General features: G+C 68.1%; 14 protein-coding genes. 10 read left to right on the plus strand and 4 right to left on the minus strand.

Annotated elements, in window-relative coordinates; genetic code table 11:
• Window positions 1–368: 368 nt before the first annotated feature.
• The gene (locus tag X946_RS34435; protein ID WP_145986920.1) at window positions 369–563 is read right to left on the minus strand and encodes a hypothetical protein; all 195 of its coding nucleotides are present in this window, start codon (window positions 561–563) and stop codon (window positions 369–371) included.
• Between X946_RS34435 and X946_RS23560 the strand changes: the two genes are divergently transcribed.
• The gene (locus tag X946_RS23560) at window positions 562–3,099 is read left to right on the plus strand and encodes an adenosylcobalamin-dependent ribonucleoside-diphosphate reductase (protein ID WP_038752814.1); all 2,538 of its coding nucleotides are present in this window, start codon (window positions 562–564) and stop codon (window positions 3,097–3,099) included. The two genes, X946_RS34435 and X946_RS23560, sit on opposite strands and share 2 nt — an antisense overlap.
• 51 nt (window positions 3,100–3,150) lie before the next feature.
• On the opposite strand, the gene X946_RS23565 is transcribed toward X946_RS23560, so the two are convergent.
• Window positions 3,151–3,357 (minus strand): hypothetical protein, encoded by a 207-nt coding sequence (locus X946_RS23565; protein WP_038752816.1) that lies wholly within the window; start codon window positions 3,355–3,357, stop codon window positions 3,151–3,153.
• A gap of 117 nt (window positions 3,358–3,474) precedes the next feature.
• Here X946_RS23565 and X946_RS34440 point away from each other — a divergent pair, with 117 nt between their 5' ends.
• The 9 genes from X946_RS34440 (at window position 3,475) to X946_RS23610 (ending at window position 16,710) form a co-directional block, all read left to right on the plus strand.
• Window positions 3,475–3,837 (plus strand): hypothetical protein, encoded by a 363-nt coding sequence (locus X946_RS34440; protein WP_152611791.1) that lies wholly within the window; start codon window positions 3,475–3,477, stop codon window positions 3,835–3,837.
• Window positions 3,838–4,278: 441 nt separating this feature from the next.
• Window positions 4,279–5,904, plus strand: coding sequence for an AMP-binding protein (locus X946_RS23575; protein ID WP_038752820.1), 1,626 nt, complete (start codon window positions 4,279–4,281; stop codon window positions 5,902–5,904).
• 64 nt (window positions 5,905–5,968) lie between these two features.
• A complete protein-coding gene (locus X946_RS23580; protein WP_038752822.1) occupies window positions 5,969–6,853 on the plus strand; it encodes a hypothetical protein in 885 nt (294 codons plus the stop codon).
• Window positions 6,853–7,959 (plus strand): 3-oxoacyl-ACP synthase III family protein, encoded by a 1,107-nt coding sequence (locus X946_RS23585; protein WP_038752824.1) that lies wholly within the window; start codon window positions 6,853–6,855, stop codon window positions 7,957–7,959. The genes X946_RS23580 and X946_RS23585 overlap by 1 nt, the downstream gene beginning before the upstream one ends.
• Window positions 7,949–8,947: a ketoacyl-ACP synthase III gene (locus X946_RS23590; protein ID WP_038752825.1), complete on the plus strand. Its 999-nt coding sequence runs from the start codon at window positions 7,949–7,951 to the stop codon at window positions 8,945–8,947. Before X946_RS23585 ends, X946_RS23590 begins: the two co-directional genes overlap by 11 nt.
• A 5-nt stretch (window positions 8,948–8,952) precedes the next feature.
• Entirely contained in the window at window positions 8,953–9,849 is an 897-nt protein-coding gene (locus X946_RS23595; RefSeq protein WP_038752845.1) for an MBL fold metallo-hydrolase, read from the plus strand.
• A gap of 129 nt (window positions 9,850–9,978) precedes the next feature.
• Entirely contained in the window at window positions 9,979–13,830 is a 3,852-nt protein-coding gene (locus X946_RS23600; RefSeq protein ID WP_038752827.1) for an AMP-binding protein, read from the plus strand.
• Window positions 13,831–13,843: 13 nt separating this feature from the next.
• Window positions 13,844–15,979, plus strand: a complete 2,136-nt coding sequence (locus X946_RS23605) for an AprA-related methyltransferase (protein WP_038752829.1) — start codon at window positions 13,844–13,846, stop codon at window positions 15,977–15,979.
• Window positions 15,980–16,338: 359 nt separating this feature from the next.
• A complete protein-coding gene (locus X946_RS23610; RefSeq protein WP_038752831.1) occupies window positions 16,339–16,710 on the plus strand; it encodes an MAPEG family protein in 372 nt (123 codons plus the stop codon).
• A 212-nt stretch (window positions 16,711–16,922) separates the two neighbouring features.
• Here X946_RS23610 and ahpF read toward each other — a convergent pair whose 3' ends face one another.
• On the minus strand, window positions 16,923–18,530 hold the full coding sequence (gene ahpF / locus X946_RS23615; RefSeq protein ID WP_038752833.1) for an alkyl hydroperoxide reductase subunit F: 1,608 nt from the start codon (window positions 18,528–18,530) through the stop codon (window positions 16,923–16,925).
• A gap of 146 nt (window positions 18,531–18,676) precedes the next feature.
• Entirely contained in the window at window positions 18,677–19,240 is a 564-nt protein-coding gene (ahpC, locus tag X946_RS23620) for an alkyl hydroperoxide reductase subunit C (protein ID WP_038752835.1), read from the minus strand.
• Window positions 19,241–19,474: the final 234 nt, after the last annotated feature.

The raw sequence follows: 19,474 nt of genomic DNA on the forward strand, positions 1-19,474 counted from the left end.
TGTTTTGGTGAACGAAGCGCGGGTCGGCATGCCGCGCTCGGCGCAGTTCGGCGCGGTCCGGTAACGCAAGTAAGAAAGGCGAGGACGGCGAGGACGGCGAGAAAGGCGAGAAAGGCGAGAAAGGCGAGACCAAAACTACCCCATCCGTCCCGGCAAGCCTCGGCCTAACCTTCAGCGATGCCGCGCGTCGAATCGCCGGCCGCGCCAGACGTGTTCCAATCGGCTTACAGCCCCGCGCAATGCGATCCCGGCGCGGCGCGTGCGCTCGTTCCCGCTCGCCAGCGCCCGCCGGTCGTGCGCCGCCCGCATGCTGCGAAGCGGCAAGCATCTTGCCGGCCGTCGCGTGGCTATGCTTGATCGACGGCGCGTCATTCGGCGCTCGTCGGCGTTCCGTTGATCCGCCCGTAGTTTTCGGCACGACGCCCGCGCGTCGCCGATTGCGGCGGAGTGGCGCCTGCGGTATGGTCGTCGGATGCGGCGACGCGCCGCTCTCGATCGCCACCTGCCGTGGCTATAGTGTCGAGCCCATCATCCACGCGCAGTGCCGTAGAGAGGCTGTCCATGGCGACCATCGCATCCGAGTTTCACCTCGCTCCGCAACAATTCTCCACCGACGTGCTGCTGGAAAAATACGCGAAGGGCGACGAGCGGACGGTCGACGACATTTACCGCCGCGTCGCCCACGGCGTCGCGCAGGCGGAGCCGGCCGAACTGCGCGACGAAGTCGAGGCGCGCTTCGTCGAGCATCTGCAACGCGGCGCGCTCGGCGCGGGCCGGATCATGAGCGCGGCGGGCAGCGCGATCGCGGCGACGCTGATCAACTGCTTCGTGCAGCCGGTCGGCGACTGCATCCAGGGCGTCGACGAGCGCGGGCTGCCCGGCATCTACGTCGCGCTGCTGCAGGCGGCCGAGACGATGCGGCGCGGCGGCGGCGTCGGCTACAACTTCTCGGCGATTCGCCCGCGCGGCGCGTACGTGCATTCGACGGGCTCGAGCGCGTCCGGTCCGTGCAGCTACATCGACGTGTTCGACGCGTCGTGCCGCACGGTCGAAAGCGCGGGTGCGCGGCGCGGCGCGCAGATGGCGGTGCTCGATTGCGATCATCCCGATCTGCTCGAATTCATCGAAGCGAAACATTCGAAAGGCCGCTGGAACAACTTCAACATCTCGGTCGCGGTGACCGACGCGTTCATGGACGCGGTCGAGCAGGATCTGCCGTGGCAGCTCGTGCACCGCGCGGAGCCGTCGCCCGCGCTGCGCGCGGCGGGCGATCTGCATCGGCGCGACGACGGCATGTGGGTCTATGCGGAAAGGCGCGCGCGCGCGATCTGGGACAAGATCATGCGCTCGACGTACGACGTCGCCGAGCCGGGCGTCGTGTTCATCTCGAAGATGAACGACGACAACAACCTGCGCGCGATCGAATTGATTCGTGCGACGAATCCGTGCGGCGAGCAGCCGCTGCCCGCGTACGGCTGCTGCAATCTCGGCCCGCTGAACCTGACGCGCTTCGTGCTCGACCCGTTCGCTCAACTGCGCGGCGGCGAAAGCGTGTTCGACTGGGCCGCGCTCGACGAGCGCACGCGCACGCACGTGCGCTTCCTCGACGACGTGCTCGACGTGACGCTGTGGCCGCTGACCGAGCAGCGCCACGAGGCGCATCAGAAGCGGCGGATCGGCATCGGCTTCACGGGCCTTGGCGACGCGCTCGTGATGCTCGGCCTGCGCTACGACTCGCAGGAAGGGCGCGACTTCGCCGCGCGCGTCGGGCGCGCGATGCGCGACGCCGCGTATCGCGCATCGGTCGAGCTCGCGCGCGAGCGCGGCGCGTTCCCGCTCTTCGACGCGAACCGGTATCTCGAAGCGGGCACGTTCGCGTCGCGGCTGCCCGACGACATTCAGGAAGCCATTCGCCGCGACGGCATCCGCAACAGCCATCTGCTGTCGATCGCGCCGACGGGCACCGTGAGCCTCGCGTTCGCGGACAATGCGTCGAACGGCATCGAGCCCGCGTTCTCGTGGACCTACCAACGCACGAAGATCATGGCGGACGGCAGCCGCCAGACGTTCGCGGTCGAGGATTACGCTTATCGCCTGTACCGCGAGCTCGGCGGCGACGTCGACGCGTTGCCCGATTATTTCGTCAGCGCGCTGCAGATGTCCGCGCACGATCACCTCGCGATGATGGCGGCCGTGCAGCCGTACATCGACACGTCGATCTCGAAGACGGTCAACGTGCCGGCCGATTATCCGTTCGACGATTTCGAGAGCCTCTATTTCGATGCGTGGAAGAGCGGCCTGAAAGGGCTCGCGACGTACCGGCCGAACGACACGCTCGGCGCGGTGCTGCACACGTCCGAGCCGGACGATACGCTGACGGAGGCGGATCTCGATCCGCTGCGGATCGCGATCGACCACCGGCCGAAGGGCGAGTTGCCCGCGGTGATCGAGAAGGTCGAGTATCTGACGCAGCTCGGGAAGAAGTCGCTGTACGTCGCGGTGTCGTTCATGGAAGTGACGGGGCGCATCGGCGGCGAAGAGGTGACGATCGAGCGGCCGATCGAATTCTTCATCCCGGTCGGCCAGCGCGACGAGTCGCAGCAATGGATCACGGCGACGATGCGCTCGCTGTCGCTCGCCGCGCGCGGCGGCTTCGTCGCGCGCAATCTGCAGGATCTGCGCAAGGTGTCGTGGGATCGCGGACAGGTGCGGCTCGGCGAGACGCAGCGGCTCGACGGCCGGCGCATTCCGCTGTGGCACGACTCGGAAGTCGCCGCGCTCAGCTACGCGATTCAGCAGATATTGCATCGTCGCGGCTTTCTCGACGCCGAGGGCAATCAGGTGCCGTCGCGGCTGCTCGCGGCGCTGCCGCGCGGCGGCGCAGACCCGCATGCGGTTGCCGCGATGCTCTCGGCCGAGACGGAATCGGCATCGGCGAGCGGCGAAAGCGAGGAAGAAACGGCCGCTGCGACGCACAGCGCCGCCGAGCTGCGCACGATGTTCGGGCGCAAGTGCAACTCGTGCGGCGCGAATGCGGTGATCCGCAAGGACGGCTGCGATTTCTGCACCGCGTGCGGCGAGATCGGCGCTTGCGGTTGAGCGTTCGCTCGCCGCGTGCGTCGGCGCGGCCGCCGCTTCGCGATGAGTTTTTCAAGCCGGACCGTGCGGGACGATCGATCCCGCACGGCGCGTCAATCCGCTTTCGCGTCTTGTTCGTCCGATAGCGGGCGTCGCTTCGGCGTCGGTGCCGGCATGCGGCGTGCCCGCCGCGACGATAGTGAAAGGCACGAAGCTGTCGATCACGATTCGACCCATGCCGTGCGCATCGTCCGAGCGTCGCGCGGCGCGCTGATTCATCGCCGGGGCGTCACGACGATGCAATCGGCGCGATCGACGCCCGCGCGTTCTCCTCAATCCTTCCTTCGGCTCGGTCCTGCCTGATTCGCGCGGGTCACGTGCCTGTCCATCCGACGCTTGCCCTTACGTGCGGCGATTCGCGCTCCGCATGCGTCTTCTTCCGAACCGCTCGATTCGCGAGGCGCTCACGCGGCGCGCGAGCGCCGAGCCGCTCGACCGACATCGATCGCTCGAGAAATCGCCGCGACGATCGGAATTTCCGGGCGGAGCGAATCGCGCCGCCGCGGCAACCAGCCGAATTCCGATTCAATTGGCGAAATTGAAAATGCGCGACAAAAAATATATCTACCTTTATTTCTGTTTTTGAAACGTCAAGCGACGCGCGCAAATTACATTAAAAATATTTTGGCCGCACAAAACGAAGAGACCGACTATTTTGGTGAGAAAAGGAAATCTCGAGGAAAGTCGGGATGCCTGTAACCTCAATGATTTAGGGGTTGATGGGCGGATTATTCAAGGCGGGGTTTTCGCGCGGGGGCTTTATTTTTTTGAAAATTGTTTTAACATTGCGCGCTCAAGATGAATCGAAAGATATTTCCCGAAGCATGCAATTTATCGAGCATGATTCAATGGATTGAAATGATCCAATCGAAGAGGGGAAAGCGGATTTAGACGAACTCGACATATCAATTCGAGCACTTTCGATGGGCGCCGGTGCGGCGTCCGCGGCCATTCCTGAGCCGAATGCGGCGAACGTCAGGGCGTTGGCCGGCGCGGCGCCGCCGCCTTCGATCGAAGCGCGCTCGACCGACGACGCCGGCATGCGACACGCGCGGCTTCGTCGCGCCCGGTGCGCGTCACGCGACGCGTGCGACGCAGAATCACCCCGGTTTCTCGGTCAACTTCCCGTGAGCACTGACGATGGACAACTTTTGCCGCATGAATCTGCCTGCAACGACCGATCTGCCGGAGTTCGTCTTCGAGTTGCCGGGCCTGCAGTTTCCGGAGCGCATCAATTGCGCGGCGGCGCTGCTCGACGACGCCGTGGCCAAGCGCGGCTGGGGCGATCGCGTCGCGATCCGGACCGAATCCGGCGCCGCATGGACGTATCGCGAACTGCTCGAACTCAGCAACCGGATCGCGAACATGCTGGTGCGCGACGGGGCTCTCGTGCCGGGCAACCGGGTGCTGCTGCACGGAACCAATCATCCGTTTCTCGCCGCCGCGTGGTTCGCGGTCGTCAAGGCGGGCGGCGTCGTGGTGACGACGATGCCGCTGTTGCGCGCGGGCGAATTGTCGAAAGTCATCGCGCAGGCGAAGGTCTCGCACGCGCTCTGCGAGGCGTCGGTGTCCGCGGAACTGCACGCGGCGACGCAGGCCATGCCCGGCGTCGGATTTCTCCGCTGCTACGAAACGGACGACGCCGCCGCGTTCGAGCGGCTGATGCGCGAATACCCGGCCGCGTTCGAGACGGTCGACACGCAGGCTGACGATCCGTGCATCGTCGCGTTTACGTCCGGCACGACGGGGCGGCCGAAGGCGACCGTGCATTTTCATCGCGACGTGATGGCGATCTGCCATTGCTTTCCGCAGCACGTGCTGAAGCCCCGCGCGGACGACGTGTTCTGCGGCACGCCGCCGTTCGCGTTCACGTTCGGCCTCGGCGCGCTGCTGCTGTTTCCGCTGAGCGTTGGCGCGAGCGCGGTGCTGTTGCAGCGCGCGAAGCCGGACCGGCTGTTCGCCGCGATCGCCGCGCACCGCGTGAGCATCCTCTTCACCGCGCCGGCCGCGTACCGGGCGATGCTCGACGACATCGGCGGCCACGACATCTCGAGCCTGCGCAAATGCGTGTGCGCGGGCGAGGCGCTGCCGGTGCCGACGCGCAACGCTTGGCTCGCGCGCACGGGCATCCGCATCATCGACGGCATCGGCTCGACCGAGATGCTGCACATCTTCGCGTCGGCGGACGAAACCCAGGTGAAGGAAGGGGCGGTGGGCCGGGCGGTGCCCGGCTACCGGCTCGCGATCCTCGACGAGCGCGGCGAGCGTCTGCCGCCCTACCACGTCGGCCGCCTCGCGGTGCGGGGGCCGACCGGCTGCCGCTATCTGAACGACGCGCGGCAGCGCGATTACGTGCAGCACGGCTGGAACCTGACGGGCGACGCCGCCTATCTCGACGAGGACGGCTATCTGTTCTACCAGTCGCGCGCAGACGATCTGATCATCAGCCTCGGCTACACCATTTCGCCCGCCGAAGTCGAGGAAGCCATGCTGCGCCACGCGGACGTGCTCGAATGCGGCGTCGTCGGCGCGCCGGACGAACGGGGCGGCACGCTCGTGTGCGCGCACGTCGTGCTGCGGCCCGGCGTGTGCGCCTCCGACGCGCTGACGGCCGCATTGCAGCAGCACGTGAAGGCGCAGATCGCGCCGTACAAGTATCCGCGGCGCATCGAGTATCGCGCTGACGGCCTGCCGCGCAACGAGTCCGGCAAGTTGCAGCGCTTCAAGCTGCGGCAGGCGGCCGAGAGCGACGTGCAAGCGGCCTGACGGCCGCGCCGCGCGGCCGGCGTTCGGCGCCGGCAACGCCCAATTCAATCAACATCGAAGCGACATGAAAATACTAGGAGCGGGTATTGCGGTATCGGACGGCGCGAAGCACGCGCTGCCGTTTGCGAACGACTATGCGGTGAAGGCGGCGAGGCAGGCGCTCTCGAAGGCGCGCTGCCTGCCGTCGGAGCTCGATCTCATCGTCAGCCTGTCGGTTTCCCCGAACCGGATGGCGGACGCGGCGCCGATCGCGGGGCCGCGGCTCGCGCATCCGGTGCAGCGCGATCTGCGCGCGTCCAACGCGGCCGTGTTCGATCTGCTCGACGCGGACTGGACGCTCGCGCTCGATCTCGTGCAGAGCCATTGCCGGCAGCTCGGCTACCGCCGCGCGCTCGTCGTGAGGGCGGAGGCGCTCGCCGACGTCGAAGGCGCGGAGTCCGGCGGCTATGCCGACGGCGCGGGCGCGATCGTGCTCGCGCCCGGCCGCGACGATCGCTACCACGCGAGCTATGCGGACCTCGACGCGCCGAGTCTCGCGACCCTCGGCGCCGTGCCGGCGCGGCACATGCATGAAACAGGCATCGTCGCGCGCTTCGACGGCGGCTTCGATCCGGCCACGGGCCGTTTCCGCACGCAGCCGAGCAATGCGGACGCGGCCGTGCGCTCGGTCGTCGGCGACGTGCGAAGCAAGATCGACGCGCCGGTATCCGAACTGTTTCGTGAATCGTGGCTGCGGGGCTGGCTGTCCGACGAGCCCGGCTTCGCGAGCGAGACGCGCGTCGACATGATCGACGGCGCCGCCGACATACCCGCCGCGTTCCAGCTGCCCGCGTGGCTCGCGACCCGCGCGGCCGCCTCCGCGGGCGTGCGCGGCGACGCGCAGGTCGTCGCCGCGCTGACGCTCGACGCGTTCAAGCCGCGCATCGCATGCATCGCAATGGAGGTCTGATGTCCTACAACGTTCGTATGGCCAGTCTGGCGTGCAATCTGCCGTCGCGCTTGCTGCGCAACGACGATCCCGCATTCGACGACGTCGAGCCGATTCCGTCGGAGTGGTGGCACTTCTGGGGGATCAAGTCGCGCTATGTGATCGATCCGCGCGCGGGCGAGTCCGAGCTCGCGATGGCGGAGCATACCGCGCGCCAGGCGCTCGCGCGCGCGGGCGTCGATGCGGCCGATCTCGATCTCGTGCTGTTCAACATCACGTCGCCGTACGTCAACGCGGAAGGCGGCGCGAGGCGGTTCGCGCCGCGGCTCTCGCGCACGCTGCGCGAACGGCTCGGCGCGCGTCGCGCGCTCGATGCGGACGTCGAAATGGAATGCGCGAGCTTCGTGCTGCAGATGCAGCTCGCGACAAACCTGATCAAGCAAGGGCGCGTGAAGCGCGCGCTCGTGTGCTCGTCGGAGCGGATGTCGGGCGTCGTCGATTACGCGAGCAAATCGTCGACGACGTTCGGCGACGGCGCGGCGGCCGCCGTGCTCGTCGCCGACGCGCATGATCCGCAGGGCGCGGACTGGCTGAGCGCCGTCTATCGCAGCGACGCGACGCACTACGATCTCGCGACGATGCAATGGCGCTACCCGAGGCCCGCGGCGAACCGCGAGGAAGCGGAGCGTCAGGCCGAGCGATTCGGCGCGTATTTCACGCTGAAACCGGAGGCGCAGGAGCAGATCGCGCGCTTCATGCCCGAGGCGATTCCCGACATCGTCGAGCGGCTGTTGCGCAAGAGCGGCGCGAGCGCGAACGACATCGACGCGATGGTGTTCCATCAGCCATCCGAGATTCTCGTGCGCGCGTGGGCGCAGCGCCTCGGCCTCGCGCCGGATCAATACGTGATTCGCCTCGCCGATTGCGCGTGCCTCGTGTCGGCCGCGGTGCCGCTCGCGCTCTATGAATCGATTCGCAGCGGCGTCGTGAAGCCCGGCTCGCAGGTGGTGATCGCGGGCGCGGGCGCCGGCTGGGGGTTCGGCGCGCAGCTGTGGCGGTGGGGCGAAACGGTCGTGACCGATGCGGATTCGCCCGCCCAAGCCGCGGAGGCCGACCATGCCGCGTAACCTCGTCATCGCCGGGCTCGGTCATGCGCTGCCGGAGCGTATCGTCGACAACGACGAAGTCGCGAGCGTCATCGACACGAGCGACGAGTTCATCCGCACCCGCACCGGCGTGCGGCACCGCCGCTATCTCGCGCCGGGCCAGCAGCTCGCGGACCTCGCGTGCCCGGCTGCCGAGCGGGCGATGGCCGACGCGGGCGTCGCGCCCGCCGACATCGATCTGCTGATCGTCAACACGCTGTCGCCGGATCATCACGATCCGTCGCAGGCGTGCTACATCCAGCCGAGGCTCGGGCTGCGCGAGATTCCGTGCTTCGACATCCGCGCGCAATGCAGCGGCGGACTGTACGGGATCGAGATCGCGCGACACTTCCTCGCGAGCGGCCTGTATCGCAACGTGCTGCTGATCTGCGCGGAAGCGCTGTCGCGGCGAATCGACACGAGCAACGCGGGCCGCAACCTGTCGATCCTGCTGAGCGACGGCGCCGCCGCGATGGTGCTGAGCGCGCGGGACGACGCGACGCGCGGCCTGCTCGATCTGTCGCTCGGCGCGAACGGCACGCAGTTCGATCTGCTGCAGACGGAAGCGCCGGGCGCGAAGCGGCCGAACTTCATCGACGCCGACGACATCGCGGCCGGCCGCCACTGCTTCCGGATGCGCGGCGCCGACATGTTCGCGGACGCGACGCGCCGCATCGTCGACGCGTGCCGGCAAATGCTCGACAAGCACCGGCTGACGCTCGGCGACATCGGGCTCGTCGTGCCGCACCAGCCGAACCTGCGGATCATCGACGCGGTGATCGAGCAGCTCGGCCTGCCGCGCGAGCGCTGCATGATTTCCGTCGAGGATCTCGGCAACATGGCGAGCGCCGCGTTTCCGGTGGCGCTCGCGCTCGCGCGCGAGCAAGGACGAATGCGCTCCGGCCAACTGAACCTGTTCGTGACCTACGGCGCGGGCGCGACGTGGGCGTGCGCGCTCTACCGGAGCTGAACGACATGCGGCACAGCACCCCTGGCTGGATCGATTCGCAGCTCGCCATCGTCGGCGACGCGGACGTGCCGCTGTACGTGGTCGTCAACGACGAGGCCGCGACGCTCGTCGAAGGCGGGCTGAGCGGCATGACCGAGCTCGTGTGGCGTCAGCTTCACGATCTGCTGAAGGACTACGGCGGCATCCGGCATCTGCGCTACTGGCTGATCACGCATTCGCACTACGACCATTGCAGCCTGCTCGGAACCTTGCAGCCGCGCATGCCGTGGCTGCATGTCGTCGGCTCTCCCGATACCGCCGACGCGCTGCAGAGCCCGTCCGCGCGCCGCACGATCAGAAAGCTCGACGCTCAGGCGTCCGTTGCGTGGGAGCCGGTCGCGCAAGCCGATCTCGCGGACCTGTCCGACATCCCGCTGCATCCGCTCAATGCGGGCAGGGAGCTCGACATCGGCGAAGGGATGCGGATGCGCGCGATCGCGCTGCCGGGCCACAGCGCCTGCCTGTTCGGCTATCACTGCCCGCAGCTCGATCTGCTGTTCGTGTCGGACGCGCTCGGCGAATACCACGGGCCGGCGCAATGGCTGCCGCTCGTGTTCGAGGATCTGTCCGCGTATCGGCAGTCGCTCGGCGCGATCGAGCGGCTGCACGCGTCGCGGATCGCGCTCGGCCATCACGGGATCGTCGGCGGCGACATCGCGCGGCATGCGGTGCGGCACGCGCGCGACGGGCTCGCCGCGCGCGACGACGAAGCGCGCGCGACGCGCGGCGATGCGGCCGCGACGCGCGCGCTCGCGCAGCTATGGACCGAGCGCTACGCGGCGCGCAGCGCGAAAGTGGTGCCGCGCGCGCTGCATCTGAAGAGCATGGAACGAATGATCGACCTGTTTCAGCGCGCCGCGTAGGCGCGCGACCGCCGGCGCGGGCGACCTCTGCGCCGATTGCCCCACCGGCCGGCTCACCTCGGATCTTCGGCGCCGGCCGCCGAACGCTACCACCACGACCGTGGGTTTCATTTTCTGTCGGATGACGTCATGACCACCACCAATCTGCCGAAGACGATCAACGAGCTGCTGCGTTCGCGCGCGGCGAAGAGGGGCGAGAAAGTCGCCTATCTGTTCTTGAGCGGTCAGCCCGACGACGAGCAGCAGCAATCGATCACATTCGCGGATCTCGACCGCTCGGCGCGCCGCGTCGCGCTGCTGCTGCAGCGGCAATCAGTCGGCGTCGGCGAGCGCGTGCTGCTGCTGTGCCGGCCCGGCCTCGACTACATCTGCGGCTTTCTCGGCTGCCTGTACGCGGGCGCGGTTGCGGTGCCGGTCTATCCGCCGCGCAACCGGCAGCACGCGGCGCGCATCGTCGGCATCGTCGAGAGCGCGGGCGCGAAGGCGATCCTCTGCACGGGCGACGATTTCGCGCGCTGCACGAAGCTGCTCGAAGACACCGCGGCGTCGCACGTCGCGCTGCTCGATCTCGATGCCGCGAAGCCGCTCGACACGTCGCTCGAGCCGGCGGCCGTCGCGCCTTCTCACGTCGCGTTCCTGCAGTACACGTCGGGCACGACCGGCAAGCCGAAGGGCGTGATGGTCACGCACGGCAACCTGATGCACAACCTCGCGCTGATCGGCGAATGGATGGGCTATCACGAAGAGAGCACGATGGTGAGCTGGCTGCCGCCTTATCACGACATGGGGCTGATCGGCGGCATCCTGACATCGCTGTTCGGCGGCTTCCGTTGCGTGCTGATGGCGCCCGAGCGTTTCATCCAGCATCCGTTCCTGTGGCTGCGCGCGATCAGCGACTTTCGCGCGGACGTGACGGGCGCGCCCGACTTCGCCTATCGGATGTGCAGCCGCCGCATCCCGGACGAGCAGCTCGCGACGCTCGACCTGAGCTGCCTGAAGACCGCTTACAGCGGCGCGGAGTCGGTCCGCTACGGCACGCTCGCGGAGTTCGCTCAGCGTTTCGCGCCGACGGGCTTCGATCCCGAACGCTTCAAGCCTTGCTACGGCCTCGCCGAATGCACGCTGCTCGTCGCGGGGCGCAGCGCGCCGCGGCCGCTGCGCACGGTGTGCGTCGATCAGGCGGCGCTGCAGCGGCAGAAGGTGATGATCCGGCGCGAGTTCGAAGGCCTGTCGCCGCAGATGCAGGAGCGCGACGGCGAGCGCGTGCTCGTCAGCGTCGGCGTGGCGATCGGCGAGCAGCGGGTCGTCGTGCGCGATCTGAACACGAACGAGCGCTGCGCGGACGACGAAATCGGCGAGATCTGCGTCGCGGGCGAGAGCGTCGCGCCCGGCTACTGGCAGCAATACGAACAGACGATCGCGACGTTCCAGCGCGGCATCGGCGGCGAGGCGGGGCAGGAGTTCGCGGGCACGGGCGACCTCGGCTTCCATCATCGCGGCGATCTGTACGTCACCGGCCGCCTGAAGGACATGATCATCATCGCCGGGCGCAACTACTATTCGGAAGACGTCGAGTACGCGGTGATCGGCAGCCGGCCCGAGCTGGTGCCCAACGGCTGCGCGGCGTTCACGATCGACACGGGCGACGAGGAGCGGCTCGTCGTCGTCGCCGAAATCGAGCGCACGCATCGCAAGGGCGATCTCGACGCGCTGCTCAAGAGCATTCGCGAATCGATCTGGCTTCGCCACGACATCAGCCCCGGCGCGGTGCTGCTGGTGTCGCCCGGCAGCGTGCCGAAGACGTCGAGCGGCAAGGTGCGGCGCAGCGAATGCCGCACCCGGTTGCGCGACGGCGAGCTGACGGTGCTCGCGCGCTGGGACGCGGACGATCGCATCGCCGACGCGACGCGGGGAGCGGCCACGCCGTCGGCCTCATCGGCTTCGCCGGCCGCATCGGCGCCTTGCGCCGCGTCGGGCGCGAACGCCGATGCGGCCGACGTGGCCGACCCGAGCGGCGCCGCATCGCCGAGCGCAGCGAAGGTCGAGCAGCTCAAGGACTGGCTGCGCCACTATGCACGCACGCGGATCGATTCGCGAACCATCGACGAGCGCCGGACGATTCCGCCGCACATCGTGCTCGACTTCGGCAACGAAGGGCTGCTCGGCATGCAGATCGACCGCGCATACGGCGGCCTCGGCTTCACGAATCGCGAGATGCTGCAAGTGGTGTCGCAGCTCGCGACGATCGATTCGACGCTGGCATTCTTCGTCGGCCTGAACAATACGCTCGGCATCCGGCCGATCATGCTGCATGCGCAGCCCGCGCTGCGCGACGAGCTGCTGCCGCTGCTCGCCACGGGCCGCACGCTCGCCGCGTTCGCGCTCACCGAGCCGGCCGCGGGCTCGAACGTGCGAGCGATCGGGGCGACCGCGCAGCGCGTCGACGGCGATCACTGGCTCGTGAGCGGCCAGAAGAGCTGGAGCGGATCGTCGGCGTGGGCGGGCGTGATCAACGTGTTCGCGAAGCAGGCCGACGGCGCGGGGATGGTCGGGCTCGCCGTCAGGCAGGGCACGCCCGGCCTGCGGATCGGCGCGGAAGACCTGACGATGGGCGTGCGCGGCATGATCCAGAACACGCTGCATCTGGATCGCGCGCGCGTGAGCGACGCGTGCCGGCTCGGCACGCCCGGGCAGGGCATGGCGCTCGCGCAGCAGACGATGAATTTCGCACGCCTGGGCATCGGCGCGGTCTGCGTCGGCGGGATGAAGCGCTGCGCGCAACTGATGCATCGCTACGGCGCGCGGCGCCAGATCGGCACGGGCCTGCTGCTCGACAACCCGCTGAGCCGGCAGCGTCTCGGCGATCTGCGGCACCGCATCGACGGCTTGACCGCGCTGATCGACCTGCTCGCCGCCGATTTCGACGCGGGACGCGACGCACCCGAAGACGGCTTGCTGATCGCGAAGATTCTCGGCTCCGAGTTTCTGTCGCAAACCTCCGACGAGCTGATGCAAATGCTCGGCGGGCGCGGCTACATCGAAACGAATCTCGCGCCGCAGATCTTCCGCGACGCGCGGCTGCCGCGGATCTTCGAGGGGCCGACCGAGACGCTGCTCGCGCATCTGGGCAGCCGCGTGCTGAACGGCGGCGACGATCTGCTCGGCTATCTGAGCGAACGAACGGGCGCGGGCGCGCTTGCTTCCGAGCTGCGCGGGCTCGGCGAGCAACTGCTCGAGGACGGGCTTGCGAACGGCGAGCCGCTCGGCGGCGCCGCGCATGCGACGAACTGGGTCAACTACTGGCTCGGCAGCGTCGCGCAGTGGGCGCTGCTGCTCGCGGCCGTCGAGCAGGCCGCGAAACGGCACGGCGTCGACGCCGCGACGCTCGAATGGGCGCAGAGCCAATACGAGCTCGCAGTCGAGGCGGCGCAGCGTCAGGTCGGCCGGCGGCGCGTATTGTCGAGCGCCGCGCAGCTCGCCGAGTGGGCGCGGCGCGTCGAGCACGAAATCGGCCCGATCGAGCAGACGGTGCCGGGCGCGCAGCAGCGGCTCGATCCGCTGCTGCGCGCCGAGTACGACGCGCGTCCGGACGCGTCCGACGCGGACATCGCGCTTGCCGACGACGCACCGTCACCCGTGGCGGCCGTCGCGTCCGCGCCGATTGCGCCGATTGCGCCGGCCGATCCCGAGCTGAAGCGGGAATACGAGCAATGGCTGGTGACATGGCTCGGCGAGCGTCTGCGCAATCGCCGGATTTCGCTGACGGCCGAGACGACCTTCGCCGACATCGGCCTCGATTCGATCCTCGCTGTCGAGCTGACGATGGCGTTCAGCGACGCGTTCCGCACGACCGTCGACGCATCCGCCGTCTGGGACCACGCGTCGATTGACGCATTGGCGACGCATCTCGCCACCCGAACGGACCAAGGCGCGCGCCCGCACGCGGACGCGGCTCCGTCCGACATTTCTTCTTCCATGTGAGGCGCATCCGATCATGCAGTCGCTTTGTGAACTTGCCACGTCTGCCGGCACCCTGACCGCGCAGCTCGAAAACTACCTCCGATCGCATGCGAACGACAGCTGCAAGCTGCTCGGCGTGCCGCTCGGCACGCCGCTGAACGTCGAGATCGTCGACGCCGGCGCACCGATCGAAACCCGCCGCGACGTTCAGGCGGCGACGCTGCGCATCGGCAGCGACGACGCGCAGCGCGTGATGGCCTACACGCGCAGTTGCAACTGGGCGAACGGCATCGTGCTCGTGCCGACGCTCACGCGCCTGGTGCTCGCGGGCGCGTTCGACGCCCTGAAGGCCGGCGAGCCCCGCTCGATGCGCGCGTTCGCCGCCACGCGCAAGGCCGATCCGACGCTCAACCTCGGCCTGCTGTGGGGCGCGCTGAACCTGCTCGGCCTCGCCGGCTGGGTGACGCTCGGCAGCGGCGACGAGCAGGCCGACTATGCGCTGACGCCGGCCGGCGCGTGCGTCGTCGAGTGCGTGAACGCGCAGCGGCCGCTCTTCACGCGATTGGCCGACGCGACGTCGATGCTGCAGCACCTGCATGCGCTCTGCCATCGTCGCCGCACGGACGCCGACGAAAGCGCGCTCTACGTGGATCTCGCGCGCATCTGCGTCGAAGGGTGGCCGCTGCCGGAACCGCGCGACGGGCTCGAGCGGCACGTCCACGCGCAGCTTCGCACCGCGATGGACGGGCTGCTGCTCGGCCCGACGTGGGTCGCGCTCGACATGCCGGTGTTCGAGAAACAGGGCAAGCAGCAAGGCAAGGCCGCGCCGAGCTTCTTCGAGGCGTTCGACGCGCAGCGCGACTGGGTGTCGGCCGCCGATGCGTGGCCGCACGCGGACCGCGTCACGCTGCGCGCCGCCTGGGCGCTGATGCGTCACGCGGGCGCGGCGGAAGTCGAGGCCGACGGCGCGCGCGTGCGGCTCAACGAAGCGGGCCGGATTCATCGGCCGATCGCCGCGCCGTATGCGGGGCTCGCCGCGTCGTATCTGCGCTCGTATGCGCTGCTCGACGAACTGCTGTTCGGCGATCCCGATCCGCTCGACGTCGATCGCGACGGGCACGTCGATCGCGTGATGAACGTGTATGCGTCGAGCGGCGCCGGGTCGGGTCCGGCGTCGAAGGAAATCACGACGAAGATCATTCGGCGCCTGTTCGACGACACGCCGCTCGACCAGCAGCCGGCCGGCATCTCCGACATGGGCTGCGGCGACGGCAGCGCGCTTCGGCGCCTCGCGCAATACGTGATCCAGTCGACGCGGCGCGGCCGGCATCTCGCCGAGTATCCGCTCATCGTGATCGGCGCGGACTACAACGAATCGGCGCGCAGCCGCGCGGCGGACACGCTGTCCGAGCTGAGCGACGTGCCGGGCGTGCACGTTCGCGTGATCGACGCGGACATCTCGCGGCCCGATCGCTACGACGAAGCGGTGGCGGCGAGCGGCCTGACGCTGAAGGCTCCGGACGGCAGCCGCCGCGCGGCGCGGCTGAGCGATCTGCTGCACACGTTCATGTTCCTCGTGCACAACCGCCGCCTCGGCGTGCGCAGCGGCGACGCCGCCGACGCGATTCTCGAGCGCCATCTGCGGCAGGTCGATCGCGCGCATCTGCGCAGCGTCGTCGAGCGTTACTATCCGGGACAACTGACCGTATCGGACGATGCGGCGCTGCCGGTTCCGCTTGACGAGATCAAGCGTGCGTTTCGCGTCGCGTACAGCGATGCCGAAGGGCTCGTGCCCGGCTACGTCGCGGCCGCCGACCTGATCGATTTCGTCGCGCGCTGGAAGCCGCACGCGAAGCACGGCTTCCTCGTCGTTGAAGGGCACAGCCCTTGGGCCGCGAGCCTGCTGGACGACGCGGTCGCCGAGCCGGGGCGCTGGACGCGTACCGAGCAATTGCCGTCGGTGTTCAATTGGGGGATGCACTTCCTGTCGCGGCAGTTCATGGCGCCGTTCGACGAATTCATGCTCGCGATGTGCATGGCGGGCCTGTGCCCGCGAGACGCGATCCACGGACGCATTCACCCCGAGGGTTTCCCCGGGCCGGACCTGTTGAGCGAATACCGGTTCTTCAGCATCGCCGACTATGTCGCGTTCGACGCGGCACATGCCTGACGCGGCTCGCCCGCCGATTTCGGCGGGAACGCGGCGCGCGCAACGCGAGCGCCTTTCGTCCGTTTGCGGCGCTCGTCTTCCGGGCGGCGCAAGCAGACGGCGTGCGTGCGCGTCGCATGCCGCCGCGCGCCGCGCGCCGCGCGCCGTGCGGCATGCGATGCCTTGCACGATGCCGCACGCTTGCTTCCTAGACTTCGTATTCGACATCGGTTCGAGCGAAATCCGCCTGTTTTTCCCCGTCGATCCCGTTGCCGCGCCGATGCGATGCCGTATAGTTCGGCTGGCGCGGCGGCGAACCGTGCCGCGCTTCGATCGCGACAATTTAACCGGTTCACCATAATCAATAGGGGAGGGGAAACATGACGGTGTCGCAAACTTGCCTGCTGATCACCGCACTGACGCCGTTCGTCTGGACGATGTGCGCGAAGTCGGGCAAGCAGTACGACAATCACGAGCCGCGCCGCTATCTCGCGCAACTCGAAGGCTGGCGGGCGCGCGCGTTCGCCGTGCATCAGAACTCGTGGGAGGCGCTCGCGCTCCTCACCGCGGCGCTCGTCGTCGCATGGCACAACGGCGCGAACGCGCAGCGCGTCGATCAACTCGCGGTCGTTTTCGTCGCGTCGCGCGCACTGTACGGCGTGCTTTATCTGTTGAACTGGGCGACGCTGCGCTCGCTGGTCTGGACAGTCGGCTTTGTTTGCGCGGTCTGGCTGTTCTTTGTCGCGCCCTGAGCGCGCACGTTCGGGGCCCGCTCGATGCCGGCGTCGCGAGCGGCCGGCGGGGCGGGCGGGGCGTGCTTTGGATGCTTCTCCGGCTCGACACGATGCACGAACGCTCGATGCGCCGGGCCATCGCGGCTCGGCATCAAAAAAAGCCCTCGTCACGATGCTCTCCACATCGCCACGAGGGCCAACGGTAGTGGGTAGAACGAATGGCGCGCGGGTCAGGCGGCGACGCTCTCCGCGCTCGCCGCGGCTTCGACGTCGGCCGCCAGCCCCGCATCCGCTTCGCTGCGGATCAGGTAGTCGAACGCGCTAAGCGAAGCCTTCGCCCCCTCGCCGACCGCAATCACGATCTGCTTGTACGGCGCGGTCGTCACGTCGCCGGCGGCGAACACGCCCGGCACCGACGTCGCGCCGCGCGCGTCGACGACGATCTCGCCGTGCTTCGACAACTCGACCGTTCCCTTCAGCCATTCGGTGTTCGGCACGAGGCCGATCTGCACGAACACGCCTTCGAGCTCGACGCGCTTCGCCTCGCCGGTGCGCATGTCCTCGTAGACGAGCCCGTTCAGCTTCGCGCCGTCGCCCGTGAGTTCGGTCGTGCGCGCCTGCATGATCACCGTCACGTTCGCGAGGCTGCGCAGCTTGCGCTGCAGCACGTCGTCCGCGCGCAGTTGCGCGCCGTATTCGATCAGCGTGACTTCGCGGACGATGCCGGCGAGATCGATCGCCGCTTCGACGCCCGAATTGCCGCCGCCGATCACGGCGACGCGCTTGCCCTTGAAGAGCGGTCCGTCGCAATGCGGGCAGTACGCGACGCCGCGGTTGCGGTACTCGCGCTCGCCGGGCACGCCGATTTCGCGCCAGCGCGCGCCCGTCGCGAGCACGACGGCCTTCGCCCTCAGCACCGCGCCGCTCGCGAGACGAATTTCGTGGACGCGGCCCGGGACGAGCTTGTCCGCGCGCTGCACGTCGATCACGTCGACTTCGTATTGCTTCACGTGCTGCTCGAGCGCGGTGGCGAACTTCGGCCCTTCGGTTTCCTTCACCGACACGAAGTTCTCGATTGCCATCGTGTCGAGCACCTGCCCGCCGAAGCGCTCGGCGACGACGCCCGTCTCGATGCCCTTGCGCGCCGCGTAAATCGCGGCCGCCGCGCCCGCGGGCCCGCCGCCGACGATCAGCATGTCGAACACCGGCTTCGCCGCGAGCGCCTGCGCCGCGCGCCGGCTCGCGCCGCTGTCGAGTTTCGCGAGGATCTCCTTCACGCTGCTGCGGCCCTGGCCGAACGTTTCGCCGTTCAGGAAGATCGTCGGCACGGCCATGATGCGGCGCGCTTCGATTTCGTCCTGGAACAGCGCGCCGTCGATCATCACGTGGCGGATGCGCGGATTGACGAGCGCCATCACGTTGAGCGCCTGCACGACCTCCGGGCAGTTCTGGCAGGTGAGCGAGATATACGTTTCGAACGCGTAATCGCCGTCGAGCGCGCGGATCTGCTCGATCACGTCGTCGTCGAGCTTGAGCGGATGGCCGCCCGCTTGCAGCAGCGCGAGCACGAGCGACGTGAATTCGTGGCCCATCGGAATGCCGGCGAAGCGGATGCCGGCCGCCTTGCCGGGCTCGCCGACCGAGAACGACGGCTTGCGCTCGGCGTCGTCGCGGCGCTCGACGACGGCGACTCGCGGCGACAGCGACGCGATCTCGTCGAGCAGCGCGCGCAGCTCGCGCGACTTGTCGCCGTCGTCGAGCGTCGCGACGAGCTCGACCGGACGGTTGATCCGCTCGAGGTACGATTTCAACTGAGTCTTGAGATTGGCGTCCAGCATGACGATTCGGATTCCGTAACGAGAATGGGCCGTACGCGCGGCCGTCGCGCGATGCGATACGGCGACGGACGCAGCGGTGCGGGGCGCGGGCCGCTGCGAGACGCGGCCTGCTTGACGCGCACGGCGGGCACTGCCGCCGCGAGGCTTCAGATCTTGCCGATCAGGTCGAGCGACGGCGTGAGCGTGTCGGCGCCCGGCGTCCATTTGGCGGGGCAGACCTCGCCCGGGTGCGCGGCGACGTACTGCGCGGCCTGGACCTTGCGCAGCAGCTCGCCCGCGTCGCGGCCGATGCCGTTGTCGTGGATCTCGCACAGCTTGATCTCGCCTTCCGGGTTGATCACGAACGTGCCGCGCAGCGCGAGGCCTTCTTCCTCGATCAGCACGTCGAAGTTGCGCGAGATCGCGAGCGTCGGATCGCCGATCATCGGATACTTGATCTTCGAGATCGTGTCCGACGTGTCGTGCCATGCCTTGTGCGTGAAGTGCGTATCGGTCGACACCGCGTAGATTTCAACGCCGAGCTTCTGGAATTCGGCGTAGCGGTCTGCCAGATCGCCCAGCTCCGTCGGGCACACGAACGTGAAGTCGGCCGGATAGAACACGACGACGGACCATTTGCCCTTCAGGGTCTCGTCGCTGACTTGCACGAAGTCGCCGTTGTGATACGCGGTGGCCTTGAACGGTTTGATCTGGCTGTTGATGATCGGCATTTGCGCTTCCTCTTGAATCGGTGTGTGATCAGGAAGCGCCAGTATGGCGATGGGGTGCGATTCTGTGAAATTGCTTGTTTCAATGATCGGAAGCGGTATTTCCTATCCGGCCGGCCCGGACGCGAGAGGGCAAAAAAAAGGTTCATCGCGGAATTCCGGGGAACGCGGCGCGGATCTTGAGGAAGAAGTACTCCTCGTCACGGTACCCGTAGGCCCTGCGCTTGATGACCTTGA

It is taken from the genome of Burkholderia sp. ABCPW 111, assembly GCF_000773065.1.
GTDB classification, from domain to species: Bacteria; Pseudomonadota; Gammaproteobacteria; order Burkholderiales; family Burkholderiaceae; genus Burkholderia; species Burkholderia savannae.